The sequence below is a fragment of the Amycolatopsis sp. NPDC114505 genome (genome assembly GCF_055633615.1).
In genome coordinates, this window is the sequence record NZ_JBVKDV010000007.1 from 254,560 (window position 1) to 280,091 (window position 25,532).

The 25,532-nt window shown below is 70.7% G+C and carries 26 protein-coding genes; 7 read left to right on the forward strand and 19 right to left on the reverse strand.

Annotated features, from left to right (window positions below; all coding sequences use genetic code 11):
- Nucleotides 1–3: 3 nt before the first annotated feature.
- The 10 genes from ACZ7OU_RS49915 to ACZ7OU_RS49960 all read right to left on the reverse strand — a co-directional run bounded on the left by ACZ7OU_RS49915 (nucleotide 4) and on the right by ACZ7OU_RS49960 (nucleotide 10,925).
- Complete coding sequence (locus tag ACZ7OU_RS49915) at nucleotides 4–1,134, reverse strand: hypothetical protein (protein WP_470260724.1); 1,131 nt, start codon at nucleotides 1,132–1,134, stop codon at nucleotides 4–6.
- Complete coding sequence (locus ACZ7OU_RS49920; protein WP_470260725.1) at nucleotides 1,131–1,823, reverse strand: SMODS-associated NUDIX domain-containing protein; 693 nt, start codon at nucleotides 1,821–1,823, stop codon at nucleotides 1,131–1,133. The genes ACZ7OU_RS49915 and ACZ7OU_RS49920 overlap by 4 nt, the downstream gene beginning before the upstream one ends.
- Before the next feature lie 62 nt (nucleotides 1,824–1,885).
- Nucleotides 1,886–3,064, reverse strand: a complete 1,179-nt coding sequence (locus ACZ7OU_RS49925; RefSeq protein ID WP_470260726.1) for an acyl-CoA dehydrogenase family protein — start codon at nucleotides 3,062–3,064, stop codon at nucleotides 1,886–1,888.
- On the reverse strand, nucleotides 3,061–3,897 hold the full coding sequence (locus ACZ7OU_RS49930) for an SDR family oxidoreductase (RefSeq protein ID WP_470260727.1): 837 nt from the start codon (nucleotides 3,895–3,897) through the stop codon (nucleotides 3,061–3,063). Before ACZ7OU_RS49930 ends, ACZ7OU_RS49925 begins: the two co-directional genes overlap by 4 nt.
- On the reverse strand, nucleotides 3,897–4,718 hold the full coding sequence (locus ACZ7OU_RS49935; protein ID WP_470260728.1) for a MaoC/PaaZ C-terminal domain-containing protein: 822 nt from the start codon (nucleotides 4,716–4,718) through the stop codon (nucleotides 3,897–3,899). Before ACZ7OU_RS49935 ends, ACZ7OU_RS49930 begins: the two co-directional genes overlap by 1 nt.
- Nucleotides 4,715–5,146, reverse strand: a complete 432-nt coding sequence (locus ACZ7OU_RS49940; RefSeq protein WP_470245605.1) for a type II toxin-antitoxin system Rv0910 family toxin — start codon at nucleotides 5,144–5,146, stop codon at nucleotides 4,715–4,717. Before ACZ7OU_RS49940 ends, ACZ7OU_RS49935 begins: the two co-directional genes overlap by 4 nt.
- An 8-nt stretch (nucleotides 5,147–5,154) precedes the next feature.
- Nucleotides 5,155–6,339 (reverse strand): lipid-transfer protein, encoded by a 1,185-nt coding sequence (locus ACZ7OU_RS49945; protein WP_470260729.1) that lies wholly within the window; start codon nucleotides 6,337–6,339, stop codon nucleotides 5,155–5,157.
- Between the two features lie 71 nt (nucleotides 6,340–6,410).
- On the reverse strand, nucleotides 6,411–7,718 hold the full coding sequence (locus ACZ7OU_RS49950) for a family 1 glycosylhydrolase (protein ID WP_470260730.1): 1,308 nt from the start codon (nucleotides 7,716–7,718) through the stop codon (nucleotides 6,411–6,413).
- Nucleotides 7,719–7,785: 67 nt separating this feature from the next.
- Entirely contained in the window at nucleotides 7,786–9,066 is a 1,281-nt protein-coding gene (locus tag ACZ7OU_RS49955; RefSeq protein WP_470260731.1) for a ThuA domain-containing protein, read from the reverse strand.
- 32 nt (nucleotides 9,067–9,098) lie between these two features.
- Nucleotides 9,099–10,925, reverse strand: coding sequence for a glycoside hydrolase family 3 protein (locus tag ACZ7OU_RS49960; protein WP_470260732.1), 1,827 nt, complete (start codon nucleotides 10,923–10,925; stop codon nucleotides 9,099–9,101).
- Nucleotides 10,926–11,079: 154 nt separating this feature from the next.
- Here ACZ7OU_RS49960 and ACZ7OU_RS49965 point away from each other — a divergent pair, with 154 nt between their 5' ends.
- Both ACZ7OU_RS49965 and ACZ7OU_RS49970 read left to right on the forward strand, forming a co-directional pair.
- Complete coding sequence (locus ACZ7OU_RS49965; protein ID WP_470260733.1) at nucleotides 11,080–11,571, forward strand: mycothiol transferase; 492 nt, start codon at nucleotides 11,080–11,082, stop codon at nucleotides 11,569–11,571.
- A 14-nt stretch (nucleotides 11,572–11,585) separates the two neighbouring features.
- Nucleotides 11,586–12,431 carry an alpha/beta fold hydrolase gene (locus ACZ7OU_RS49970; protein ID WP_470260734.1) on the forward strand — a complete coding sequence of 282 codons (846 nt, stop codon included), beginning with the start codon at nucleotides 11,586–11,588 and terminating at the stop codon, nucleotides 12,429–12,431.
- Here ACZ7OU_RS49970 and ACZ7OU_RS49975 read toward each other — a convergent pair.
- The 6 genes from ACZ7OU_RS49975 to ACZ7OU_RS50000 form a co-directional block, all read right to left on the reverse strand.
- Complete coding sequence (locus tag ACZ7OU_RS49975) at nucleotides 12,428–12,925, reverse strand: YbaB/EbfC family nucleoid-associated protein (protein ID WP_470260735.1); 498 nt, start codon at nucleotides 12,923–12,925, stop codon at nucleotides 12,428–12,430. The two genes, ACZ7OU_RS49970 and ACZ7OU_RS49975, sit on opposite strands and share 4 nt — an antisense overlap.
- Before the next feature lie 6 nt (nucleotides 12,926–12,931).
- Nucleotides 12,932–13,312 carry a YbaB/EbfC family DNA-binding protein gene (locus ACZ7OU_RS49980; RefSeq protein ID WP_470245613.1) on the reverse strand — a complete coding sequence of 127 codons (381 nt, stop codon included), beginning with the start codon at nucleotides 13,310–13,312 and terminating at the stop codon, nucleotides 12,932–12,934.
- Nucleotides 13,313–13,321: 9 nt separating this feature from the next.
- Nucleotides 13,322–14,443 (reverse strand): C40 family peptidase, encoded by a 1,122-nt coding sequence (locus ACZ7OU_RS49985; protein WP_470260736.1) that lies wholly within the window; start codon nucleotides 14,441–14,443, stop codon nucleotides 13,322–13,324.
- Complete coding sequence (locus tag ACZ7OU_RS49990; RefSeq protein ID WP_470245615.1) at nucleotides 14,440–14,778, reverse strand: hypothetical protein; 339 nt, start codon at nucleotides 14,776–14,778, stop codon at nucleotides 14,440–14,442. Before ACZ7OU_RS49990 ends, ACZ7OU_RS49985 begins: the two co-directional genes overlap by 4 nt.
- A gap of 111 nt (nucleotides 14,779–14,889) precedes the next feature.
- Nucleotides 14,890–15,627, reverse strand: coding sequence for a DsbA family protein (locus tag ACZ7OU_RS49995; RefSeq protein WP_470260737.1), 738 nt, complete (start codon nucleotides 15,625–15,627; stop codon nucleotides 14,890–14,892).
- Between the two features lie 72 nt (nucleotides 15,628–15,699).
- A complete protein-coding gene (locus ACZ7OU_RS50000; RefSeq protein WP_470260738.1) occupies nucleotides 15,700–16,227 on the reverse strand; it encodes a MauE/DoxX family redox-associated membrane protein in 528 nt (175 codons plus the stop codon).
- A gap of 67 nt (nucleotides 16,228–16,294) precedes the next feature.
- On the opposite strand from ACZ7OU_RS50000, the gene ACZ7OU_RS50005 reads away from it, so the two are divergent.
- The 4 genes from ACZ7OU_RS50005 to ACZ7OU_RS50020 all read left to right on the forward strand — a co-directional run bounded on the left by ACZ7OU_RS50005 (nucleotide 16,295) and on the right by ACZ7OU_RS50020 (nucleotide 21,576).
- Entirely contained in the window at nucleotides 16,295–17,125 is an 831-nt protein-coding gene (locus tag ACZ7OU_RS50005) for a glutamate ABC transporter substrate-binding protein (RefSeq protein WP_470260739.1), read from the forward strand.
- The gene (locus ACZ7OU_RS50010) at nucleotides 17,122–19,803 is read left to right on the forward strand and encodes an ATP-dependent RNA helicase (protein WP_470260740.1); all 2,682 of its coding nucleotides are present in this window, start codon (nucleotides 17,122–17,124) and stop codon (nucleotides 19,801–19,803) included. Before ACZ7OU_RS50005 ends, ACZ7OU_RS50010 begins: the two co-directional genes overlap by 4 nt.
- Nucleotides 19,804–19,882: 79 nt before the next feature.
- Complete coding sequence (locus tag ACZ7OU_RS50015) at nucleotides 19,883–20,797, forward strand: ATP-binding cassette domain-containing protein (RefSeq protein WP_470260741.1); 915 nt, start codon at nucleotides 19,883–19,885, stop codon at nucleotides 20,795–20,797.
- Complete coding sequence (locus ACZ7OU_RS50020) at nucleotides 20,794–21,576, forward strand: ABC transporter permease (RefSeq protein ID WP_470260742.1); 783 nt, start codon at nucleotides 20,794–20,796, stop codon at nucleotides 21,574–21,576. The genes ACZ7OU_RS50015 and ACZ7OU_RS50020 overlap by 4 nt, the downstream gene beginning before the upstream one ends.
- A 36-nt stretch (nucleotides 21,577–21,612) precedes the next feature.
- On the opposite strand, the gene ACZ7OU_RS50025 is transcribed toward ACZ7OU_RS50020, so the two are convergent.
- Nucleotides 21,613–22,146, reverse strand: coding sequence for a TetR/AcrR family transcriptional regulator (locus ACZ7OU_RS50025; RefSeq protein WP_470260743.1), 534 nt, complete (start codon nucleotides 22,144–22,146; stop codon nucleotides 21,613–21,615).
- Nucleotides 22,147–22,196: 50 nt separating this feature from the next.
- On the opposite strand from ACZ7OU_RS50025, the gene ACZ7OU_RS50030 reads away from it, so the two are divergent.
- Nucleotides 22,197–23,342 (forward strand): FAD-dependent monooxygenase, encoded by a 1,146-nt coding sequence (locus ACZ7OU_RS50030; RefSeq protein WP_470260744.1) that lies wholly within the window; start codon nucleotides 22,197–22,199, stop codon nucleotides 23,340–23,342.
- On the opposite strand, the gene ACZ7OU_RS50035 is transcribed toward ACZ7OU_RS50030, so the two are convergent.
- Together ACZ7OU_RS50035 and ACZ7OU_RS50040 are read right to left on the reverse strand one after the other, a co-directional pair.
- Complete coding sequence (locus ACZ7OU_RS50035; RefSeq protein WP_470260745.1) at nucleotides 23,287–23,961, reverse strand: response regulator; 675 nt, start codon at nucleotides 23,959–23,961, stop codon at nucleotides 23,287–23,289. The two genes, ACZ7OU_RS50030 and ACZ7OU_RS50035, sit on opposite strands and share 56 nt — an antisense overlap.
- Nucleotides 23,958–25,523: a sensor histidine kinase gene (locus ACZ7OU_RS50040; RefSeq protein WP_470260746.1), complete on the reverse strand. Its 1,566-nt coding sequence runs from the start codon at nucleotides 25,521–25,523 to the stop codon at nucleotides 23,958–23,960. Before ACZ7OU_RS50040 ends, ACZ7OU_RS50035 begins: the two co-directional genes overlap by 4 nt.
- Nucleotides 25,524–25,532: the final 9 nt, after the last annotated feature.

Genomic DNA, 25,532 nt, shown 5'->3' on the forward strand with positions numbered 1-25,532 from the left:
AGCTCAGCTGGACGGTACGTAGACCCAGGCCCGTTCGGCGAAGTTCTTTTCCGGCAGCCGGGCTTCGACCGCCGCGAAGTCCGCCGGGTCGAGCGAGCCGTACCCGTCCGCGATGATGTCGGTGAAGAGCACGTCGGACACGATGAGGGCGAAGTCCGCGTCCCGCCGGTGGATCAGCGCCGCGCGGACCGGTGCGCTGTCCAGCAGGCGGTGCACGGCGATGGCCGCGCCGCCGAGCCAGCCGTTCACACCGGCGGCGACGTGGCCGCGGTGCAGCGCGACGCGCAGCCGAAGCCGCGCGTGCGCGTTGAGGTCCGCGTTGATCAAGGCGAGCCCGGTCCGGATCCCCGAAACGAGGCGCGGGATCACCACCGACTCGTCGACTCCCGCGGGCATGATCGAGAACTGGCCGTCACCGGACTGCTGCAGGTCGACGTCCGCCTCGTGCAGCCCCGCATGCCGCCGCGCCTGCTCGAGCACGGCGACCAGCCGCTGCTGAGAGCGGGCGGCTTCGACAGTGGTGAACCTGCTGTACGACTCGGTGTCCGCGGCCAGGCACAACCGCACCGCCGGCGCTCGGGTGCTGACCGGCCGGTCCGGGCCTGATGCCGAGTGGGCATCCTGCGTCCAGCCGTCCGGAGGGGTTACCGAGAACCGCGTGGGCTGGCAGCCGCCGTGGGTGCGGCGGCCCCGGCCTCGGCCGGTACGCAGGGTCGTGTCCATCCGCAGGAACCCCGTCACCTCCGTGACGTCCACAGGCGCGCGCAGCACTGCCCGCATGCTTCCCGCCAGTGGGATCGGAGCATCCCCCAGCGGTTCGCCGAGCAACCAGCCACAACCACCGGGAATCTCGGAAACGGCCATCGGTGTGTTCGGTGTCGAAGCCGCACCGGTCGCCTCCCACACGACGACCCGCGTGTCGTCGAACCCCACCACCAGGTGTGCCGCCACCAGCGTGCCGCCGAGGCCTGGTTCCAGCGTGAACCGCCCGTGCAGTTCGAAGAATGCCGTGCCGGGCGGCGGTTCGGCAGCGGGCACAGCGGCGGCCAGCGCGACGCGCGGCGGGTCGAACCGGACCTCGCCGAGCCATCGGCCGCGGCTGATGAGGTCCGCCGCGACGGGGTCGCTGGTCACCGGACCGGCGGGAGATCGGGGGCGAGCCGCACCGGACCGGCGAGGAAAGCACTCTGCGGCGCGATGAGGGCCCGGCCGAGGCGGCCGTGCACGATGTCGTCGAAGCCTGCGCAGATCACCCCGACGCAGCTCTCCGTGCGACCTGCTTCGAGCAGTTCACGACGCAACCGCACGGCGTCGGGGTGCACCGTCGCCAAATCTCGCACGTCGAAGCCACGCACCTGCAGATACGGCTTCCCAGGCACTGCTGCGGGCCTTTCGAGTACTGTCCGGACTGGTGTGAAGACGAGCGATCGGGTGAGCGGCTCTGCCGCTCCGAGGCCGACTTCGGCCAGTTCCTCCCGCAGCTCGCGACGCAGGCATTCCGCCGCGGTTTCCCGGTAGGCGCCGGTCGCGAACCAAGCTTGGAACGCCCGCAGCGAGCCGGCGGGCAGGATCCCGCGGAGATCACCCTTCATCTTCTCGGCACCGGCCGTCGTACGATCCGGCTGGAACCCCCAGGATTCGAGCAGACGAACCGCGGGCGGGTGGATCTTGACGACCCCACCCGGTGGCCCGTAGGCGCCCGGCCGTTTGGGAGAGTCGAACAGCACGTACCGGTCGTCGTCGGTCACCCGGAGCAGGGCGCTGAACGAAACACGCACCGGATGACGCCGCTTAGCGGTTCTGAATCCCGCCGAGAAGTCCACAGCCGGCTCCTCCCTCACCGTCCCGTCCACGATGACACAGCGGCGGCCGTGGTGGGAGTCGATCAGGCCAGCAGTGCCTTCGCGATGTGCGTCACCTGGATCTCGTTGCTGCCTGCGTAGATCATCAGCGACTTCGCGTCCCGGGCCAGCTGCTCCACCCGGTACTCCGCCATGTACCCGTTCCCCCCGAACAGCTGCACCGCCTCCATCGCCACCTCCGTCGCGGCCTCGGACGAGTACAGCTTCATCGCCGATGCCTCCGCCAGCGAAGGGCGCTTCCCCGCGCGCAACTTGGCCACCGTCTGGAACACCATGTTCTGGACGTTCAGCCGCGCCACCTCCATCTTCGCCAGCTTGAGCTGGATCAGCTGGAAGCGGCCGATCTCCTGGCCCCACAACCGACGGCTCTTCGCGTACTCGATGCACAGCCGCTGGCACTCGTTGATGATCCCCAGCGACAACGCCGCCACGCCGACGCGCTCGGCCGCGAAACTCTCCCGCGCACTCTCGGAACCCGACGACGACAGCAGCCGGTCCTCACCGAGACGCACGTCGTCGAAGAACAGTTCGCCGGTCGGGGAGGACATCATCCCCATCTTCTTGAACGGCTTGCCCTGCACGAACCCCGGCATCCCGCGGTCCAGCACGAACGTCAGCACCGGGCGGTCCCGCACCGGAGACCCGTCGTCCAGCTTCGCGTACACCACCACGACGTCCGCGTGCGGGCCGTTCGTGATGAACGTCTTCCGGCCGTTCAGCACATACGAGTCACCGTCGCGCCGCACGGAGGTCTGCATGCCGCCGAACGCGTCCGAGCCCGAGTCCGGCTCGGTGATCGCCCACGCGCCGATCTTCTCGAACGTCGCCAGCTCCGGCAGCCAGCGCTTCTTCTGCTCCAACGATCCCTTCGACAGGATCGTCGCCGCCGTCAGCCCCAGCGACACGCCCAGCGACGCCACGATTCCGAGGCTCACGCCGGCCAGCTCGCTGATCGCCACCAGGGCCAGCGTTTCCTGACCACCCATCGACGAAGAGCCCGAAGAGCCCGATGGCGACAACAGCTTGGAGACCGATTCACGCGCGAGCGCATCCAAGCCGAACGCCTTGAAGAGCTTCCGGATGATGTCGTACGGCGGCAGCTCCCCGCTCTCCAGGGGATCCAGGACCGGCCGGATCTCCTTCGCGATGAACTCCCGGATCGAGTCGCGGATCAGCAGGTCGGTCTCGGACCACTCGATCATGGCAGCCTCGCCGCGATGTCGTCGATCTCCCACGCGCCCTCGGTCTCGATCAGCTTGACGTCGTGCCAGCCGCCCAGCTCCGAGATCGCGCCGCCCTGGACCGCGAACACCTTGCCCGTCAGCGGACACTTCGCCGAAGCCAGGTACGCCACCAGCGGTGAGATGTTCGCCGGGGAGAACGCGTCGAACTCGCCTTCCGCCACCGGTTCCGCGAAGATCGCGCCCATTCCCGGGGTCGCCAGCGTCAGGCGCGTGCGGGCGATCGGGGCGATCGCGTTGACGCGCACCCCGTAACGCTCCAGTTCAGCCGCCGCCACCAACGTCATCGCCGCGATGCCCGCCTTGGCCGCGCCGTAGTTGAGCTGGCCCGCGTTCGGCAGGGTCACGCCGGAGGCCGAGGCCGTGTTGATCACCGACGCCGCCGGCTGGGCACCCGCCTTCGACACCGACTTCCAGTACGCCGCCGCGTGGTGCAGCACCGCCGCGTGGCCCTTCAGGTGGACCGCGATCACCTCGTCCCACTGCTCTTCGGTGATGCTCGCGACGAACGCGTCGCGCAGGATGCCCGCGTTGTTCACCACCACGTCCAGCCGGCCGAACTCCGCCACCGCCTGGTCGACCAGCTCCGACGCGCCCCGCCACGACGCCACGTCCGACGTGTTCGCCACGACCGAACCGCCGAACGAGCGGATCTCCGCGACCACCGCGGGGTCCGGCTCGATGTCGTTGACCACCACCGAAGCGCCCTCGCGAGCGAACAAAAGTGCGTGCTCACGCCCGATTCCCCGGCCCGCACCGGTGATCAGCGCGACCCGCCCATCGAGTGACCCCATCACAGCTCCGCCAGTCCGTCTTTGATCACGAGTGTGTCCCCTACCGTGGTTTCGAAGGCGTACGAGCCGGGACCCGCCGCCCAGATCGACGTCGACAGGTCCTGCCCCGGCAGCACCGGCGACGCGAACCGCACGGCCAGGCGCCGCAGTCTGTCCACAGAGGACCCGGCGACCTCGGTCAGCACCGCCCACGACGTGAACGCCATCGTGCACAGCCCGTGCGCGATGATCCCCGGCAGACCCGCCGCCCGAGCGACCTCGTCGTCGAGGTGAATCGGCATCGGGTCGCCGGCGGCCGGGCCGTAGCGGAACGTCTGGTCGTCGTCGACGTGCTGGCTCACCTTCGCGATCGGCGCATCGGAATGCGAAGAGCGGTGGGACGGCCCGAGCGTGCCGCGCTTCTCACCGGTGTCGAAGCCCCGCACGAAGAACGTCACGTACTGCTCGTTCACCAACGAACCATCCGAAGCGCGACACTCCAGGTAGACCGTCGCCCGAGTGCCCTTCGGCAGTCCTTCGTAGCCGGTCATCTTGGCCCGCGACACGAGAGAATCACCGGGCCGGATCGGCCGGTGGAACCGGAAGTCCTGCTCACCGTGCAGCACCCGGCCGAACAGCGACGTCGGCACCACCTCCAGGGCCGGCTCCAGCAGCGACTGGAACACCGGCACGATCGCGAACACCGGGCTCGCGACGTCACCGGCCCGGTGGGCCGGGATCGGGTCGTTGGTCGCCGCCGCGTACTCGGCCAGCCGCTCGCGCGTGACGTCGAACGACACCGGCTCCGTCCACTTGTCCAGGCCGGCGGGGTCGAACTTCATGCGACCAGTGCCTTGAACTTCTCGAGGGACTCGTCGAGGTTCTTCTTGCCGTCCTTCTCGACGGCCTTGCCCAGCGCGCCGACGATCATCTGGCCGGTGAACTCCGCCTCGATGGTGGCGGCCGACCCCGCACCGGCCGCCGCCACCGACAGCGAGAACCGGATCTTCACCCCCGCCATCCCGGTTCCGGAGATGACCAGCCGCGAAGGCGCTTCATAGGCGTCGACGGTCCAGGTGATCGTGTTCGCCATGCCGAGCATCGTGACGACCTCGGACACCTGGGAGCCCTGCGAGAACTCCGCCGGGACGTCGCCCTTCCACTTGGTGTGAATGGTCAGCCACTTCTCGAAGTTGTTGGGGTTGGAGAACTCCGCCCACACCTTGTCCGGCGCGGCGGGCAGTTCGACGGACGCGCTGATCTGACCCACGGTTGCTCCTAAGCTCGCTGGTAGGCGGTGACGACGGCGGCGCCACCGAGTCCGATGTTGTGCTGCAACGCGGCCCGCACGTCCGGGACCTGGCGCGCGTCCGCGTCGCCGCGCAGCTGCCAGGTCAGTTCGGCGCACTGGGCGAGCCCGGTCGCGCCGAGCGGGTGGCCCTTCGAAATGAGCCCGCCGGACGGGTTCACGACCCACCGGCCGCCGTACGTCGTGTCGCCGGAATCGACGAGCGTCCCGCCTTCGCCCTCTTCGCAGAGCCCGAGCGCTTCGTACGTCAGGAGTTCGTTGGCGGAGAAGCAGTCGTGCAGCTCGACGACCTGGAAGTCGGCCGGTCCGAGCCCGGCCTGCTCGTACACCTGGATCGCGGCCTGCCGGGTCATGTCGTAGCCGACGATGTTCTTCGCGCTGCCGTCGAAGGTGCTGCGGAAGTCGGTGGTCAGCGCCTGCCCGACGATCTCGACGGCCCGCTCGGCCAGCCCGTTCGTCTCCACGAAGGCCTCGCTCGCCAGGATCGCCGCGCCGGAACCGTCCGACGTCGGCGAGCACTGCAGCTTGGTCAGCGGGTCGTAGATCATCCTCGACGCGAGGATGTCGTCGAGCGTGTAGACGTCCTGGAACTGCGCGTACGGGTTGTTCACCGAGTGGCGGTGGTTCTTCTCGCCGATCTTCGCGAAGTGCTCGGCGGTCGTGCCGTACTTCTTCATGTGCTCGCGGCCGGCGGCGCCGAACATCCACGGCGCGGGCGGGAACAGCACCTCGGAGATCTCGGCGAGCGCCTGCAGGTGGTTGCCCATCGGCTGTTCGCGGTCGTCGTAGGTCGACCCGAGCGAGCCCGGCTTCATCTTCTCGAAGCCCAGCGCCAGCACGCAGTCCGCGCGCCCGCCGCGGATCGCCTCCGCGGCCAGGTACAGCGCCGTCGAGCCGGTCGAGCAGTTGTTGTTGACGTTGACCACCGGGATCCCGGTCATCCCCAGCTCGTAGACGGCGCGCTGCCCGGACGTCGACTCGCCGTAGACGTACCCGACGTACGCCTGCTGGACGGCGTCGTAGCCGAGCCCCGCGTCCTCGAGCGCGTTCGTGCCGGACTCGCGCGCCATCTGCGGGTAGTCCCAGTTCTCGCGCCGCCCGGGCTTCTCGAACTTCGTCATCCCGACGCCGACGACGTACACCCTGTTCGTCATGGCAACAAACATACAGACCGGCATGTATTTATCAAGAGCGGACCACAGACCCGCAGGTCAGTGGCACAAAATCAGCCCAGCGGGGCCACCGGGCCCGGGTAGCGAGCCGGGTCGAGGCAGCTGCCGAGGCCGTCGACGACCGAGCAGAACCCCGGCGGCCGCACCGGCGTGTAGCCGGCCGGGACGCCGTGGCCCGCGATCAGCTGGCGGTACGCCGCGACGGCGTCGGTCGGCCGGCGCGTCAGCGTGGCGTCCGAGCGGGCGTCCACTGTGTACAGTCCGAACCGCGGCTGGTAGCTGCCCCACTCGTAGTTGTCCGTGAGGCTCCAGTAGTTGTAGCCGATGACGTTCATGCCGTCGGCCTTCGCGCGCTGCACCCAGTAGATGTGGTCGCGCAGGTGGTCCGAGCGCGTGTAGCCGTCGGGACGCGCGTTGCCGTTGTCGGTCGGCATCCCGTTCTCGACGACGTACAGCGGCAGGTTCGGGAACTTCCGCGCGTAGTACCGCAGCGCGTAGTAGATGCCGTCCGGCTGCGGCGTCACCTTCCAGAACTCGCCGCTCGCCGCGTGGATCGCGCTGAGGTTGTCGAGGCTCGCGCCGTAGTAGTAGTCGAGGCCGGCGAAGTCGAGCTTGTCGCGCACCTGGTCGAGGAACGACGCGTCCAGGATGCCTTGCGCGGCGGGGATGTAGGCCGTGTTGCTGGACACGAGTGCGCCCGGGTCCAGCTGGTGGATCAGGTCGTAGGCCGCGCGGTGCACCTTCACCAGCCGCGCCTGCGCCCACGGCAGCTTCCAGCCGGCGAGCCCGCCGTTGGCGGTCTCGTTCTGCAGGTAGACGGTCGGCTCGTTGATCGTGATCCAGATCGCGCCGAGCCCCTTGTAGCGGTCCACGACGCGGCGGGCGTTGGCGAGCCAGGCGTCGACGGTGCGGTCGGAGTCCCAGCCACCCTGGTCGGCGACCCAGCCCGGGTAGACCCAGTGGTCGAGGGTGATCATCGGCCGCATCCCGGCGGCCACGACGTCCCGGACGACGTCGTCGTAGTAGGCCAGCTCGGCCTGGTCGACCTGACCGGGCCGCGGCTCGATCCGGGCCCACTCGACGCTGAAGCGGAAGACGTTCACGCCGAGCTGCTTCGCGCGGTCGATGTCCTCGGCGTAGTGGTGCCGGAAGTCGACGGACTGAAGGTAGGGCTCCTTGATGGACGACGTCTTCGCCTGCTCGTAGCGGCGCCAGTTGCTGTCGGGCGCGGAGCCCTCGGCTTGGTACCCCGAGGTCGCCACGCCCCAGAAGAACGGCTGGGAGGCGACGGCGGGAGCCACGCCGGCGAGGATGCCCGCCAGCAGGGCCAGGACGACGACGATCGCTCGGTTCCGGCGCACCACGGCACCCTCCTCAGCCAACGTGAAGGTCATTCATGTTAGCCGAAGAGGGGCCGTGGCGCATCCCCTAGGCGACCTTGAACGACTGAGCGGCGCTGCCGTCACAGGTCGTCTGGACCAGCTGGACGCTGTCCGCGGTGGACGCTCCCGGCACGGCCAGGCACTTGCCGCTGTGGCGGGCGACGAAGTGGTAGTACCCGCTGCCCTCCGACACCGGCTGCCACTGCTGGTTGTCGCCGCCGCTGTAGGACCACAGCTGCAGGCCGGCGTTGTCCGTCGTCGCCACGTTCGTGACGTCGATGACCTCGGCCGGGTTGGTGCGGTTGTTGATCCGGTCGAAGCCGCCGCTGGTCGCGGCGAACTGGTACTGCTGGGCCGTGGTGCCGTTGCAGGTGTACTGCTGGATCACGGTGCCGTTGGTGCTGCCGGCCGCCCGCGCGTCGACGCACTTGCCGGACGCCTTGTTCGCCACGGCGTACCAGGCCGACGGGTCGATCGTGCCGTCCGGCGGCGGGGTGGTCGTGCCGCCGCCACCGAGCCACTTCAGGCCGTCCAGCAGGAACCGGTTCTGGTCGGCGCTCTCGAACGTCGACGACAGCGCGGTGTTCGTCTCGTAGTTCATCGCGTTGTGGCCGAAGTTCGAGTAGATCATCTTGTAGTTCTTGTTCGTCCACGAGATCGGGTAGTACCCGCTGTTCCAGGTCTGGCTCGGGTCGGTGCCGATCGGGAACGTGGACTGGTCCATCGACGCCAGGATGGTGATGCTGCTGTTCTGGCGCAGGTCGTTCTGCCAGGCGTACCACTCGGACGTCGAGGACTTGATCGTCGCCGGCAGGTTCACCGTCGACGGGTGCGTGCGGTTCTCGATCTTCAGCGTCTCCGGCGTCGGGCCCCACGTGTTCGTCGTGAAGCGGCCGGTGCCGAGGAAGTCGTTGTGGAACCAGTTGGCGTACGACGGCGTCGAGCTGTCGTTGTAGGCGGTGACGTGGAAGCCGTAGAAGCCGCCGCCCGCCTGCATGTACCGCTGGAAGCCCTGGAATTGGGCCTGCGACTGCGGCTGGTCGTCGAGGAACAGGACGACCTGGTACTGGCTCGGCGTGATGGTGGTCAGCTGGTTCCAGTTGGTCGTCGAGGTGTAGGTGAAGCCGTTGGCGCCCGCCTGCTGCGGGAACCAGACGTTGGCCTCCTTCTCGAAGCTGATGTGCGCGGCGTCGTAGGTGCCGCTGTAGAACGCGAGCACCTTGAACGGCGTCGCGGCCTGCACGGCCGGAGCGCCCAGGGTGAGACCCAGGCAGGCGGCGAAGAACGCCAATATCCGGATCAGGGGGCGGCGGGATCTTGACGACATGCGTGTTCCTTCCGGTGGGGGCGGGGAAACGGTCACCAGTGGCGCGAGTAGTGCAGGCCGTAGCCGAAGGGGAACAGCGCGGGCTTGCCGTCGCCGGCGTTGATGGGCTGCTGGTCGGCGCTGCGCATCCACGTCACCGGCAGCTTGCCGCTCGGGTTGTAGTCGCCGAAGAGGACATCGGCGACGCCCTGGCCTTCGCTGCCCGGCAGCCAGGACTCGACCAGCCCGGCCCAGTCCGGCAGCTGCGCCGCGATGTCGAGCGGGCGCCCGGACACCAGCACGACCACCGTCGGCACGCCGGAGTCCTTCAGCTTCTGCAGCGTGGCGAGATCGGTGGCGTCCAGTCCCATCCCTTGTGGACGGTCGCCCTTGCCCTCGGCGTACGGCGTCTCCCCCACGACCGCCACGGCGACGTCGTAGCTTTGGTCGATCCCGGTGCCGTCCTTGGCGTAGGTGACCTTCTTCGAGTTGCTCGTGATGCCCTGCAGGATCGTGGTGCCGGGGATGACCGGGCCGCTGGTGCCCTGCCAGCCGACCGTCCAGCCGCCGGACTGGTTGCCGATGTCGTCCGCGTTCTTGCCGGCCACGAAGATCTTCTCGCGCTTCGAAAGCGGCAGCACGTGGTTGTCGTTCTTCAGCAGCACCTGGGACTCGCGGACGGCTTGGCGCGCCAGGTCGCGGTGTTCCTCGCTGCCGATGGTCTTCAGGAACTTCCGGTCGGTGAGCGGGTGCTCGAACAGGCCGAGCTCGAACTTCTTCGTCAGGATGCGCTTGTTCGCGTCGTCGATCCGCGACATCGGCACGCGGCCCTCTTGCACCAGCGTGCGCAGCGTGTCGATGAACTTCTGCCACTCGAACGGCACCATCACCATGTCGATGCCCGCGTTGATCGACGCCTCGACCTCTTCGGGGGTGAAGCCGGTCTTGCCGTCGATCTTGTCGACGCCGTTGTAGTCCGAGACGACGATGCCCTGGAAGCCGAGCTCCTTCTTCAGGACGTCGTTGATCAGGTAGGAGTTCGCGTGCAGCTTCACGCTGTTCCAGCTGCTGTAGGAGATCATCACCGAGCCGACCCCGCGCTGGACGGCGGCCTTGAACGGCGGCAGGTGGATCTGGCGCAGCTCCTGCTCGCTGATCTCGGTGTTGCCTTCGTTGACGCCGCCGGTGGTGCCGCCGTCGCCGACGTAGTGCTTGGCGGTGGCGAGGACCGAACCAGGCCGGTCCAGCCTGGTCCCCTGCAGGCCGGTGATGATCGACGTCATCTCGGTGGCCAGCTGCGGGACCTCGCCGAAGGACTCGTAGGTGCGGCCCCAGCGGTCGTTGCGGGCGACGCACAGGCAGGGCGCGAAGTCCCAGTCGATGCCGGTGCCGGAGACCTCTTCCGCGGTGGCGCGGCCGATCTTCTCGACCAGCCGCGGGTCGCGCGTCGCGCCGAGGCCGATGTTGTGCGGGAAGACGGTGGCGCCGTAGAGGCCATTGTGGCCGTGGACCGCGTCGACGCCGTAGATCAGCGGGATGCCCAGCGGTGTGGCGAGGGCGGCCCGCTGGAAGCCGTCGTACATGTCGGCCCAGGTGGCGGGCGTGTTCGGGGTCGGCTGCGAGCTGCCGCCGGAGAGCAGCGAGCCGAGCCGGCCGGTGGTGACGTCGGCCGGGGACTTCACGCCGAGGCGCTCGGCCTGCATCATCTGGCCGAGCTTGTCGTCGAGGGTCATCCGGGACATCAGGTCGGCGACCCGCACCTTCACGGGGCGCCGGGAATCCTTGTACGCCGGGCCGTTTCCGGCGAGGGCGGGGGTTTCCGACGCCACCAGCAGCCCCAGTACCACCGCGCCGATGCCCAGTCTGCGTCCGAGACCCATCCGGGTCCTCCTCGTCGAGAGACCGAAATTCACGCCTTGAATTAAGACACAGCCTTTTGGCGTTGGTCCAGACCTCTGACCGAACTCGGGTGCCGCTCAGCGGGATTGTGGATTGCGGCCATGTACTGACCTAATTCGGTTCTACGGTCTTCTCATGACTCGCGAACACGAAGACTTTCTGGGCATGCTGGCGGAAGTGCGGAAGCGCTTGCTGATCCCGGTCCGGGACATTTCGGACGCCGAAGCGGCGAAGCGCACGACGGTCAGCGAGCTGACCCTGGGCGGGCTGATCCGCCACCTCGCGACGGGCGAGCGCATGTGGCTCCAGGTGCTGAAGTCCGCGGACGGCTCGCTCCCGGACGGCATGCTGGACACGGCGCAGTACTCGATGAGCGAGACGCTGTCGCACTGGGTTTCGGCCTACGCCACCGCAGCGGCCGAGACCGACGAGTACGTGGCTTCGCTACCGTCGCTGGACGTCGAGGTCCAGCTGCCGATGACCCCGTGGTCACCGCCGGAGCCGCAGTTCTGGTCGGCCCGCCGGATCGTGCTGCACCTGATCCACGAGACGGCCCAGCACGCGGGCCACGCGGACATCATCCGGGAGGCCTTGGACGGCGCGAACTCGACCGCCCAGCTGAACTGAGCGACACTGGCCCGATGCCGGCCGTCTACAAGAACCCGCACGGGCAGCGCGAAGTGCGGCGATGGTGCACGGAAACGCTGTCCCGCGCGGACTTCCCGATCACCGGCCGGACGGTGACCACCAGCGCCGGCCGCGTCGAGCTGACGTCGGCCGGCACCGGACCGGCGCGAGTCGTCCTGGTCCCCGGCACCGGCTTCAGCGCGGCCGTGGCACTGCCGTGGCTGCGGGCGTTGTCGGCCCGGTGGCCGACGACGGTCGTCGACCTGCCCGGCCAGCCCGGCCTCAGCGACCCGCGCCGCCCTCGGCGGTCGCGTTCGGCCTGGTACGGCCGGGTGCTGGACGAGGTCCTGACGGCGACGGACGCCGAAGACGTCGTGCTGGTGGGCAACTCGCTGGGCGCCGCCGTCGTCCTGGCCGCCGGCTCACCCCGCGTCGCGGCCCGGGCGCTGGTCTCCCCCGCCGGGATCATCCGGCTGAGCGTGGATCCCCGCCTGGCTTTGGCTTCGACGCTCTGGTTACTGCGTCCGACCACCGCGAACACCCGCCGGATGCTGCGGTTGTTCGTCGGCCCCGGCGAGGAACCACCGGCGACGGAGGTCGAGTGGATGACGCTGGTGGCGGCCAGCTGCCACACGACGCTGGCCCCGCCGCCCCTGCCCGCCACGCTCCTGGCTCGCCGCGCCGAACAGCCGTGCGTCATCGGAGTCGGGGAACACGACCGGTTCCTGCCGCCGCGCCGCCTGACCCCGGCGGCGCGTCCCACACTCGGCGCCGACGTCCGGGTGTTCCCCGGCATGGGCCACCTGACCACCGCGGCGCACCTCGACGAGGTCGTCGCGCTCGTGGGCGAGCTGGCTTAGCGGTCCGAGCGCAGGGAAGCCGGGTCGAAGGAGTCCCAGTACGCGTCTTCGTCCTCGGCCTTCGTCACCGGTTCGGGTGATTCCGGCGGCGCCGCACCGAGGCGCTCCGCCCGCAGCCGCTGGAACTCCTCGACCGTCATCCCCGGGTCGTCGTCCTCGGCTCGGGCCGGCGCCGGCATGCCCGTCATCTGCTCGATCATGTACGTCATGTCTTCGCCCAGCAGCAAAGCGACCTTGTTGTAGCCGTCCTGGGTCGCCTCGCGCATGGCCGCCCGGGCGATCTCCACGACCAGCGGCCCCAGGCTCTCGCCCAGGTTCACCGCCGACGGCGCCAGCCACAGCCGCAGCAGCTTGCCGCGGCCGTCGACCGTCGCCTCCACCTGGCCGTCGAGGTCGTGGGCCGTGCCGGACGCCGACGCCAGCAGCTCGTCGACGCGCGCCATCGCCTCTTCGCGGGCCCGGGCCTGGGAAATCAGCTCACGTGTCGTGACCACCGGCGCTCACCTTCCGTACGAGTAGGTGTCGGCGTCCGGGTCGTCGTCCGGGATCGGTTCGTAACCCAGGACTTCCAGCTGCGACGCGTCCACCACCGGCGCCAGCGCGTGGTACATCTTGTCGCCCGCGCGGCGGGTCGCGCGCTGGGCCAGCTCGAGGATCTGGTCGGCGATGACCGAAGACCCGTGCCGCAGCGCCGATCGGTGGATCGTCAGCCCCGTCAGCAGCCCGCCGGGCGCGACCTGGACCTCGATGGTGCTGTCCGGGGACGACGCCTTGCCCACCACCGGGCCCGACCGCTCGAAGCGCGCGGACGCCTCGGCCCCCGCGCGGTCCGCCTGCTCGGCGATCCGCGAAGAAGCCAGGTCGATGTCGAAGTCAGCCACGATGCGAAGTTACCCCGTCGGGCGGTAGAAGCCGATGAACGACTGCCCCGCGTTCGTGGTGCGGATCTTGCTGATCTGCACCGGGTCGCCGGCCTCGATCATCTGGCCGTCGCCGATCACCATCGCCACGTGCCCGGACCAGACGACCAGGTCGCCGGGCAGCAGCTGGTCGATCGAGGGCACCTCGGCCCCGACCGTCTGCATCTTCGCCGTCCGCGGCAGCTGCAGGCCCGCGTCCTGGTACGACGTCATGGTCAGGCCACTGCAGTCGAGGCCCTGGCCGCGCGCGGTGCCACCCCAGACGTACGGCACGCCGAGCTGCGAAAGCGCGTTGCGCACGGCCTTCGCCGCGGTCTCGTTGGGCGCCATGACCTGCTTGCCGCCGGGCAGGTTGATCGCGACGCCGGAGCCGGGCTGCGGCGGGATCGCGACCGGCAGCCGCGGCTTGGACACGGCGCCGCCGCCACCGCCACCGCCGCCGCCGCCTCCGCCGTCGGAGCCCCCGGAATAGCCGCTGTTGCTGTTGAAGGAGGAGCCCACCTTCGTCGAGGACGCGCTGCTCGCCGACGTCGTCTGCTCTTCGCCGCCGCCCAGCCGCGTCCCGATGTCGGTGAGCTGGTTGATCGTCTGCTCGCTGAAGGTCGCGGCCTGGCCGGTCAGCTGGCCGATCTTCGTCTGCAGCTTCATCAGGATGTCGCGCGACGCGGCGGCGCGGCTTTCCGGCGGCTGGATGGACTTCACCGCCGCCAGCGCCTTCATCGACGCCGAGATCTCCTTGATGATCTGGTCGCGGACCTGGTCGTTCTTGATCTCGCCCAGGTTCAGCGTCTCGGCTGCCTCGGCGACGGCCTTCTCGATCTCGGCGCTCTCGTCGAGGAGGTCCTGGACCTCCTGCTCCAGGCTCTTCGACGTCGCGGTGGCGCGGTCGGTCGTCGAGCCCGAACTGGCGGAAGCGAGGTTGACGCGCTGGTCGGACGCGGTGTCGCGGGTGCGCCCCACCGACGTCTGCAGCGCGACGTGCGCGTCCCGCGCGCCGCCGATCGCGGCCGGGTCGTGGCGGAGCTTGTCCGCGAACTGGTTCGTGGTGTCCAGGCTGTGCCGGACGAGCTGGTCGGTGTGGTGCTCGGTCACGAGAGGTCGCCGCCGAGCCGCCGGACGACGTCGCCGTGCTCGCCCTCGACCGCCGCGTAGTTGCGGTCGGTCTGCCGGGCGGCGTCGCCGACCTGCCGCCAGCCGCCGCCGACGCGGTGCATCCGCTCCTGCAGCGCGCGCATCCGGCCGCTGTAGGCGCCGGAGAAGCCGGACTCGCCGCCCATCTCGGAGAAGCCGTGGCCGCCGAGCGTCACGTGCGGGCCGACGTGCTGGTCGGCCGCCCCCTTGACGTCGTCGCCGAGCGGATCGACCTCACGGGCGTACCGCGCGTACGCGCCGTCGTCGACGTGAAACCCCTGATGCGAACCGTCCACTGGCCCTCCCTGTCACCGGGAGTGCGACGTGCGCGCGCGACCCCCGGTTCCCCTTGCTGCGGGATTGAGCCTAGTCCACGGTCCGTCCCCGAGTGGGCGAATTGCCCGGACTCAGCCGGTGACCGTCGTGAGCCAGCTCGGGTCCTGCCAGTTGACGATCGCGCCGTTCGCCGTGACCGTCGGCGTGCCGAAGCCGCTCTGCCCGTTGCCGAAGTCCTGCGCCAGCTTCGGGTCTTTTTCGATCTGCTGGAAAGCGTCGTTGACCTGCTGGTCGTACGTGCCGGCGTTGATCGTCTGGGAGAACGCCGGGTCGGTGATGCCGACGTCCTGGCCGAGCTTGATCAGCTGCGCCTTGTCGTAGCCGCGCTTGCCCTCTTCGGGCTGGTTCGCGAACAGCGCGTCGTGGAACTGGAGGAACTTGCCGGCGTCGGCCGCGGCCAGCGCCGCGTTCGCCGAGTCGAGCGAGTAGCCGGGCGGGTCGGAACGGTCGTTGAGCAGCGGCACCATGTGGTAGCGCACCTGCAGCTTGCCGTCGTTGATCGCCTGCTCGACGCCGGCCTTGTAGGTCTTCTCGAACTGGCCGCAGATCGGGCAGAGGAAGTCGGCGTAGACGTCGATCGTGGCCTTCGCGCCCGTCTTGCCGACCGTGACGACCACGCCGTCGCGCTTCTGCGTGACGTCGCCGGCCAGCGACGTGCCCCCGGCGGCGATCGTCTGGCCCTCGGTCTTGTTCTTGTCCGAGATCGTCCAGATCACGCCGCCGATCACCAGCGCGGCCACGACGACCACGGCGGCGATCCCGATGATCCACTTCCGCTTGTCGGTCGATGCGCCCCTGGCCTGGGCCACCGCCTTCGCTCCCCCGGCCTGTGCGGCCTGACGACGCTTCCGAGCGGTCCGCTCAGCTCCACCCACTGTGTATCAGTTCCCTTCCGCGATACCCGAGTAGTCGGGCTCGGGTACGTCAGAGTTCCCGCGACCTCGCGCGAGCCACCCGTCGAGCGACAGCCACGTGCGCGGCCGCACCAGCAGCCAGACGGCCAGCAGCGCGAAACCGGAGTCGCGGAGGATTTCCTGCGGGTACTCGGTCTGCCCCGCCGCCACCTGGCCGCCGCCGCCGAAGCACCCGCAGTCGATGCTCAGCCCGCGCGCCCACGACTGGGCGATGCCGGCGATGAGCACGAGCAGCAGCACCAGCGCGGCGCCGGCCACCCAGCGGGTCGCCAGGCCGGCGAGCAGGAACAGCCCGAGCACGAGCTCGACGAGCGGCAGCGCGATGGCCACCACGTTCGCGAGTGCGTCCGGCAGCACGTCGTACGCCTTCACGGCGATCAGCGTCTGACCCGGATCCGCCAGCTTGAACGCACCGGAAACGAGCCAGACGGCCGCCAGCCCGACCCGGGCGAGCGTGCCGACGGCGTCCAGTACGGGTTGGGACGGTCGCACCACGCACTTAGGCTAACGGGAGGACCTGAGAACTACGTGAGGGCACGGCGGCGGTGGAGGGAGGGGCGCGATGCGGTGGCGCACGCTCCTCGGCTCGGTGTTGCTGCTGGTCACGGTGGCGGCCTGCGGGCCGGGCAAGGTCTCCCCGACCGACTCGCTGGTGACCCGCGCCAGTGCCACGGATCACCTGACCATCGGCATCCGGTTCGACGCGCCGGGCCTTTCCGAGCGCACGATCGACGGGAGATTCGTCGGGTTCGACGTCGACGTCGCTACTTTCGTCGCATCGGAGCTCGGGGTCGCGGCGAAGGACATCACGTGGCGCGAGACGACGTCCGCGACGCGCGAGACGGACCTCACCTCCGGCGCGGTCGACCTGGTCGTCGCGACCTACTCGATCACCGACAAGCGCAAGCAGCAGGTGGCGTTCGCCGGGCCGTACTTCACGACCGGTCAGGACCTGCTGGTGCGGCGCACGTCACCGGACATCACGGGGCCGGAGACGCTGAACGGGCGCCGCCTGTGCTCGGTCACCGGTTCGACGCCGGCGCAGCAGGTCAAGGACAAGTTCGCGCAGGCCGTGCAGCTGGTCGAGTACCCCAGGTACCCCGACTGCGTGACGGCGCTGCTGGCCGGCCAGATCGACGCGATGACCACCGACGGGGTGATCCTCGCCGGTTACGTGACGCGTGATCCCGAGCTGCTGAAGGTGGTCGGGAAGGCGTTCTCGAAGGAGAGCTACGGCGTCGGCCTGCGCAAGGGCGACACCCAGGGCGTCAACGCGGTCGACGACGCGATCCGCAAGATGATCTCTTCCGGCGAATGGCTGCGCTCGCTCAACGCGAACATCGGGCCGTCCGGGTACCAGCTGCCGTCCCCTCCCGAGGTCACCGAGAAGTGAAGCTGCCTGATCTGCCGGTTCGTGCGGTTCTGCCCGACGTTCTTTCGGCTTTGGACGCCCACGGCACCGCGGTGCTCGTCGCGCCGCCCGGGACGGGGAAGACGACTTTGGTGCCGCTGGCGCTGGCTTCCACCGGTGGCCGGGTCGTCGTCGCCGAGCCACGTCGCTTGGCTGCGCGCGCGGCCGCTTCCCGCATGGCCGCTCTTTTGGGTGAACCGGTCGGCGAGACGGTGGGGTACGCCGTCCGCGGCGACCGGAAGGTGTCGTCGCGGACGCGGGTCGAGGTCGTGACGTCGGGCCTGCTGGTGCGGCGCGTGCAGGGCGACCCCGAGCTGCCCGGGGTGTCGACGGTGCTGCTGGACGAGTGCCACGAGCGGCACCTGGACGCGGACCTGCTGCTGGCGTTGCTGCTCGACGTCCGCGCGGGGTTGCGCGACGACCTGCGCTTGCTGGCGACGTCGGCGACGGTGGCCGCCGGGCGCCTCGCCACGCTCCTGGGCGACGCCCCGGTGATCACGGCGACGGCGCCGACGTTTCCGGTTTCGTTCTCGTACGTCCCGCCCGCGCGAGGCGAGCGGGTGGAGGCCTGCGTCGCCAGGGCGGTGCGGACGGCACTGTCCTCAGGGGACGGTGACGTGCTCGCGTTCCTCCCCGGCGCGGGCGAGATCGCACGGACGTCGGGGATGCTGTCGTCGTCGGACGTGGACGTCTTGCCGCTGCACGGACGACTTTCGGCGGCACACCAGGACGACGCACTGCGGCCGCGTTCACGACATCGCGTCGTGCTGGCGACGGCGGTGGCGGAGTCGAGCTTGACCGTGCCGGGCGTGCGCGCGGTGGTGGACTCCGGGCTGGCGCGGGTGCCGCGAGTCGACCACCGGCGCGGTCTGCCGGGCTTGGCGACGGTACGGGTTTCGGCGGCGGTGGCCACGCAGCGCTCCGGGCGCGCGGGTCGTGAGGGGCCGGGGCGGGCGTACCGGTGCTGGGCGTCGCATGAGCAGGCGTTGCTCCCGGCGTACCCGGAGCCGGAGATCAGGACGGCCGAGCTGGCCCGGCTCGCTTTGGAGCTCGCGTGCTGGTCGACACCGGACGGCAGCGGGTTGGCGTGGTGGGACCCCCCGGGCGAGGGCGCGCTGGCGGCGGGGCGGGCGTTGCTGGCGACCCTGGGGGCGACTTCGGACGGAGTGGTCACCCCGCGCGGGCGGCGGATGGCGGAGCTGGGGTTGCATCCGCGGTTGGCTCGGGCGCTCCTCGACGGGGCGGGAGCGGTGGGGGCTCGGAACGCGGCCGAGGTGGTGGCGTTGTTGGACGCGGGCGCGACGCTGACGGACGTGGAGGCGGAGCTGAGGCGCCTGCGCGCGTCGAACGACGAAGGTTCGCGACGCTGGAAGCGGGACGCCCGCCGGCTGGAGGGCCTGGTCGCGGACCGCCCGGCCCGGCAGGGAGTGACCGGTCGTTCTGCCGCGGCCAAGACCGAACCCGATCAGGTACCGACCGATCGTTCCCTCGCCGCCAAGAACGAACCCGCCCCCGGCCGAGTACCAACCGATCGTTCTCCCACGAGCGAGACCGAAACCTCCTCCGGCCGGGCAGCGACCGATCGTTCTCCCACCAGCAAGAACGAACCCGACTCCGCCCAGGCACCGACCGATCGTTCTCCCAACGACAAGAACCAACCCGCCCCCAGCCGAGCACCGACCGATCGTTCTCCCGCAAGCGGCAGCCGCGCGAGCGACGCCCACCGACCGGACCCCGCGCTGGTCGTCGCGCTCGCGCATCCCGAACGGCTCGCTCGGCGACGGCCCGGTGGCGCACCCGTCTACCTCATGGCCGGCGGCACCGCCGCCGAACTCCCGCCCGGCAGCAGGCTCGACGCCGAATGGCTGGCCATCGCCGAAGCGACCCGCGACCCCGGCCGCGTCCACGGCACCATCCGCCTCGCCGCGGCCGCCGACGAAACCCTCGCCACCCGCGTCGGCCCCGTGTCCGAAGTGGACGAAGTCACCTGGGACGGCGATGTCGTCGCCCGCCGCGTCCGCAAGCTCGGCGCGATCACCCTGTCGGAGAAGCCACTCAAAAACCCCGACGTCCACGACGCCCTCGTCACCGGCCTCCGCGAGAACGGCCTCGGCCTCCTCAAGTGGAGCCAAGACGCGACCCGCCTGCGCGAACGGATGGCCTTCCTGCACCGGGTGCGAGGCGAGCCGTGGCCGGCGGTCGACGACCAAGCCCTGCTGTCCGATGTAGACAGATGGCTCGACCTCTCCAGAGCCCGGCGCAAGTCCGACCTCGCCACCATCAACGCGGGCACCGCCCTCAAAGCCCTCCTACCCTGGCCGGAAGCGTCCAAACTGGACGAACTGGCCCCGGACCGGCTGGAAGTCCCGAGCGGCTCGCACATCCGCGTCGACTACAAAGGCGACCAGCCGGTGCTCGCCGTCAAGCTGCAGGAAACGTTCGGCTGGAACGAAACCCCCACCATCGCCGGCGTCCCGGTGGTCCTGCACCTGCTCTCCCCCGCCGGCCGCCCCGCCGCCATCACCGCGGACCTCGCGAGCTTCTGGACCACCGGCTACCCCGCCGTCCGCGCCGACCTGCGCGGCCGCTACCCGAAGCACCCCTGGCCGGAGGACCCCACGACGGCCGCGCCGACCCGCCACACCCGCCGCCGTACCTGACAAAGCCTGACGAAAGTCGGGGGCCGGTCGCGACCGTCGGCCGATGTCCCGGCGTACCCGGAAATCCCAGACTGAGGTCATGATCACACTCAGGGGACTCACGAAACGCTACGGGGAAAAGACCGTCGTCGACGCGCTCACCTGCGACGTCGCCCAAGGCCAGGTGACCGGCTTCCTCGGTCCCAACGGCGCCGGGAAGTCGACGACCATGCGGATGACCGTCGGGCTCGACCACCCGCAGGCCGGCGAGGTCCTGGTCGGCGGCAAGCGGTACGCCGAGCTGCGGCACCCGCTGCGCGAGGTCGGCGCGCTGCTCGACGCCAAAGCGCTGCACCCCGGCCGCAGTGCCGGGAAGCACCTCACCGCCATGGCGCGCAGCAACGGCATCGCGACGAGCCGCGTCGAAGAGGTGCTCGCGACCGTCGGGCTCACGGACGTCGCGGGCAAGCGGGCCGGGCAGTTCTCGCTCGGCATGGGCCAGCGGCTCGGGATCGCGGGCGCCCTGCTCGGCGACCCCGGCGTCCTGATGTTCGACGAGCCGGTCAACGGCCTCGACCCGGACGGCGTCCGCTGGGTCCGGCAGCTGATGCGCTCGCTGGCCGCCGAGGGGCGGACGGTGTTCGTCTCCAGCCACCTGATGAGCGAGATGCAGCTGACCGCCGACCACCTGATCGTGATCGGCAAGGGCAAGCTGCTGGCCGACGCGCCGGTCGCCGAGTTCATCGCGGGCAACTCGCGCACGACGGTCTCGGTGCGCGTCCCGGCCGACGGTGAACGCTCGAAGCTCGACGCCCGGCTGCGCGCCGAGGGCGGGCTGACGCACCCCGGTGAGCCGGGCGAGCTGGTGGTGGACGGCGTCGACGTCACCCGCGTCGGCGATCTGGTGCACGAGCTGGGAATCCGCGTCCACGGGCTCGCCGAACGGACGGCTTCGCTCGAGCAGGCGTACATGGAACTGACCGCTTCTTCGGTGGAATACGGGGTGTCGGCATGACCACGACCGAAGTGCGCGGCGGCGGCCTGTCCGGCGCGGTGGCCGCGGAGTGGACGAAGTTCTGGTCGGTCCGGGCGACGTGGTGGTGCCTGATCGCGGGGGCCGCGCTGATGCTGGGCTACAGCACCCTGTCCGGGATCGCCCAGCACTTCGACGACGACCCCCAGGCGGCCAACACCATCGCCCTCGGCGGCGGCTTCTACCTGACGCAGTTCGCGGTGATCGCGCTCGCGACGCTGTTCGTCACGAGCGAGTACGCCGGCGGCGGCATCCGGTCGACGCTGCTGTGGACGCCGGTCCGCGAGCGGGTCGTGCTCGCCAAGGCCGCGATCCTCCTACCGGTGCTGTTCGCTTACGGCGTGGTCCTTTCCTGCGCGGGCATGGCGCTGGCGGGAGCGGTGAAGGACGGCCACGGCCTCCCGACGACCCTCGAAGGCGGCTTCACGACGGCATTCGGCATGGGCGGCTACTTCGCCCTCCTGGGGCTGCTCTGCACGGGCGTCGGCTGGGCGCTGCGCAGCGCGGCCGGGACGCTGGTGACGGTGATCGTGCTGCTGGTGCCGCTGCCGCTGATCGTGGCGTCGCTGGGGCTGCCGGAGCTGATCTCGTACTTCCCGGGCATCGCGGGGGTGAACGCGATGGTCGAGGCGGGGCAGCCGAACCCGATCACGATGGCACCGGCGCCGTACGCGCCGTGGGTGGGGTTGCTGATCTGCGCGGCCTGGGCCGGGGCGGCGCTGCTGGCGGGCACAGCGGTGGTGCGCCGCCGCGACGCTTGACCGCGGAGGAGACCGGCCCTCCCCCGAGGGCCGATCTCAGCCGATTCCGATACCCGCCAGGATCTCCCGCGCGCTCACCACCAGCGACTCCCGGGACGGCGCGACCGAAGCCCCGGCCAACGCGCCGAAGATCGTGCCGTCCATCCAGTCGACCACCAACGCCGCGTGCCGGGGCGGGTCGGACGACCCCGCCGCCGCCAGGGCTTCCGTGGCCAGCCGGCGGATCAACGCTCCGCCCGAGTCGTACTCCGCGCGCAGCTCCGGACGCCGGGTCGCCTCCAGGGCGAACTCGTAGCGCGCCAGCATCCGGGTCCGGCCCGGGCCCAGCGCCTCGGCCACGTATCCCGCGATCGACTCCGCCAGCCCCGCCGACGGCGCCGGCGCCTGGTCCAGCTCGACGATCCGCGCGAACGTCAACGACAGCAGCGCCGCCCGCGTGCGCGCGTAGTACGACGTCGAACCCACCGGCAACCCCGCCGCACGGTCGACCGCCCGGTGCGTCAGCCCGCGCATGCCCTCCGCCGCGATCACCTCGATCGCCGCGTCGCCGATCACCGAAAGCCGCTCCACGGAGAGCACTCTACAGGTGTAGAGTCCTCTACAGATGTAGAGGAGGAGCCATGCACGCGATCGTGGTCGGCGGCGGCATCGGCGGACTGGGTGCCGCCGCGGGGCTGCACCGGATCGGCTGGACCGTCACCGTGCTCGAGCAGGCCGAGGAGTTCGGGGACGTCGGCGCCGGGATCTCGCTCTGGCCGAACGCCCTGCGCTGCCTCGACGAACTGGGCGTCGACCTGGGCGAGCACCTCGCCCCGCAGCACGAGGGCGGGTTCCAGGACCGGCGCGGCCGGCGCGTCACCCGCTTCGACTCCGCCGCCTTCGAACGCATCCACGGCCGTCCGCTCGGCGCGATCCACCGGAAGGACCTGATCGCCGCGCTGCGGAACGCCGTCCCGGCCGAGCGCCTGAAGACCGGCGCCGAAGTCACCGAAGTGCACGAAGACGGCCTGGTCCGCTTCACCGGCGGAGAGCTGCGAGCCGACGTCGTCATCGCCGCCGACGGCATCCGCAGCCCGATCCGCCACGCGCTCTTCCCGCGCCACCCCGAGCCCGTTTACTCCGGCAGCACGGCGTTCCGCGGCGTCGCGAAGTTCCCCGGCGCGCGGCTCAGCACGAGCTTCGACCGGGGCACCGAGGTCGGCGTCCTCCCCCTGACCGGCGACGACGTCTACTGGTGGGTCGCCGCCCTCGCGAAGCCGGGAAACCGGCCGGCCGACCCCAAGGAGTACCTGCGACAGTCCACAAGAGACTGGCACGACCCGATCCCGGCGCTCATCGACGCCACCCCGCCGGAAGCCATGCTGCACCACGACCTCTACCACCTGGGCACGCCGCTCGAGACGTACGTGAAAGGCCGGGTGGCCCTGCTCGGCGACGCCGCCCACGCGATGCCGCCATTCCTCGGTCAAGGCGGCTGCCAGGCCCTCGAAGACGCGACCGTACTGGCCCACCATTTGTCTACAAAGGACATCGACGGAGCACTCCTGGCCTACGACGGCGAACGGCGGCCACGCAGCCAGAAGGTCGCCCGCGAGTCCGTCCGGATGGGCAGGATCGGCCCGCAGCTGGCCGCCCCGGTCGCGGTCGGGCTCCGCACCGCCCTGCTGAAAGTCCTCCCGGCTGCGGTGACCGTCCGCGTCGGCCAGGACATCACGGGGTGGCGTCCACCGCGTCTCCCCCGACCAGTCCCGCCTCGTACGCCGTGATCGCCGCCTGCACCCGGTTCTTCGCCCCGAGCCGGGTCAGGATCGTGCTCACGTGCGCCTTCACCGTGCCCTCGACGACGAACATCTTCGCCGCGATGTCCGCATTGGACAGTCCGGAACCCACCAGTGTCAGCACTTCCCGCTCGCGTGGCGTCAGGGACGCGACCTTCGACCGCGCCGCCGCGGCCCGCGAAAGCCGGCCGCCCGACAGCCGCGCGATCACCCGCTGCGCCACCTTCGGCGAGAGGAACGCGGCCCCGTCGGCGACGGCGTGGATGCCGGCCAGCAGCTCGCGCGGGTCGCCCGACTTCAGCAGGAACCCGCCCGCGCCGAGCCCGAGCGCGCGCTCGATGTACTCGTCCTCGCCGAACGTCGTCAGCATGATGACCCCGGTCGACGGCAGCAGCCGCCGGATCTCCTCCGCCGCGCCCAGCCCGTCCAGCCCGGGCATCCGGATGTCGAGCAGCACGACGTCCGGGTGGGTGGCGAGCGCCTGCGACACCGCGGAACGCCCGTCGGCGGCCTCGGCGACGACCTCGATGCGGGCGTCCGCACCGAGGATCGCCGCCACCCCCGCCCGCATCAGCGCCTCGTCGTCGGCCAGCACGACCCTGATCACGAATCCTCCTCGCTGAACCAGATCTTCGAAACGAGCTTCCCGTCGGTGAAGCACAGCCGGTAGGCGGCGTAGTCGTTGTCGAGCCACGATCTTCCGGTGCCGTAGTACTCGCACTCGGCACCGGGGACCGGAGGCGGCTCGCCGCGCACGGGACGCGCGGACCGCTGGCGTTCCGGCAGGCTCAGCTCCGCGCGCGACTGCCCGACCCGCATCCGCTCGTAGGCCCCGGCGGGCAGCTCCGAGGAGTTCCACTGGTAGAGGAACGCGATCCCGCTGACCACGAGGAGCACGCCGAACAGCGCGACCGGGATGGTGACCGCCTGGATCAGGCTGCGCCGCACGTCGCGCCGGGCCAGCTCCAGTGCCCGGGCCGACGTCGACTGCCCGACGGCGTCGTCGGCCGCCTCCCGCCGTTCCGGGGTCTCCTCGACCGGCTCGGCGCCGTGCGGCAGCTCCGCGGTCACGGCGAACCCGCCGTCGCGGGGGCCGGCGTGCAGCGTCCCGCCGACGAGCCGGACGCGCTCGCGCAGGCCGATCAGCCCGAGGTGCCCGGACGCGGCGCCGGGCAACGGTCCGGCGGGCCGCGGCGCGTTCACGACACTCACCGAAGTCTGCGCGCCGGTGCTCGTCACGCGCACGGTCACCGCGGCGCCGGGCGCGTGCTTCGCCACGTTCGTCAAGCCTTCCTGCACCACGCGGTAGGCGGCGCGGGCGACCATCGGCGGCGCCAGCTCACTGTCCACGCCCGCGTCGATGAGCAGGCCGGACGCGCGGGCGCGGGCGATCAGCTCGCCGAGGTCGCCCTGCACCGGCTCGACCGGGGCGGCGTCCTCGCGCAGGACGCCGATGATCTCGCGCAGCCGTTCGGTCGCGGCCGCGGCGCTGGTCCGCAGCTGCGTGGCCGCGGCACGCCCGCCGTCGCCGAGCCCGTCCGCGACCTCCAGCGCCGCCGCGCGGACCGCGATCAGGCTCAGCTCGTGGCCCAGCGAGTCGTGCATGTCGCTGGCGATCCGCGCGCGCTCCCGCAGCCGTGCCTGGTCGGCGACCAGGCGCTGCCTGCTCTCCATCTCCTCGGCCCGGCGCCAGCCGGTGCGCGCGAGCTCGCCGCGCACCCGGACGTACCGGCCGAGCAGCCACGGCGACAGCCCCGCGAACACCAGGATCGCCATCATCGAGCCCCAGTCGCCGAGGCCGTCGGGCGCGACGAGCAGCGACACCGGGATGCCCAGCAGCGCGACGGCCCCGCCGATCACCACGGCGGGACGGGCCCGTTCCATCCGCAGCGCGGCCTGGTAGCTCATCGCCACCAGCACGAACACCGTCCACACCGGCACCCGGTCGCCGTAGGGGAACGGGACGGTGAGCGTCCCGACCAGTGCGATGCCGAGTGAGACGACGGGGTACCGCCGGGCCGTCACGACCGAGCCCGCGACGACGGCGAGACCGGCGACGAGCTCCCAGGTCCGCTCGCCCAGCGCGTCGGCGACGACGGTGAAGGCCAGGAACAGGCCGAGGACGACGTCCAAGACCACGCGCCACCTGCGCTTCGTCACCTCTCGCACAGGTTCGAA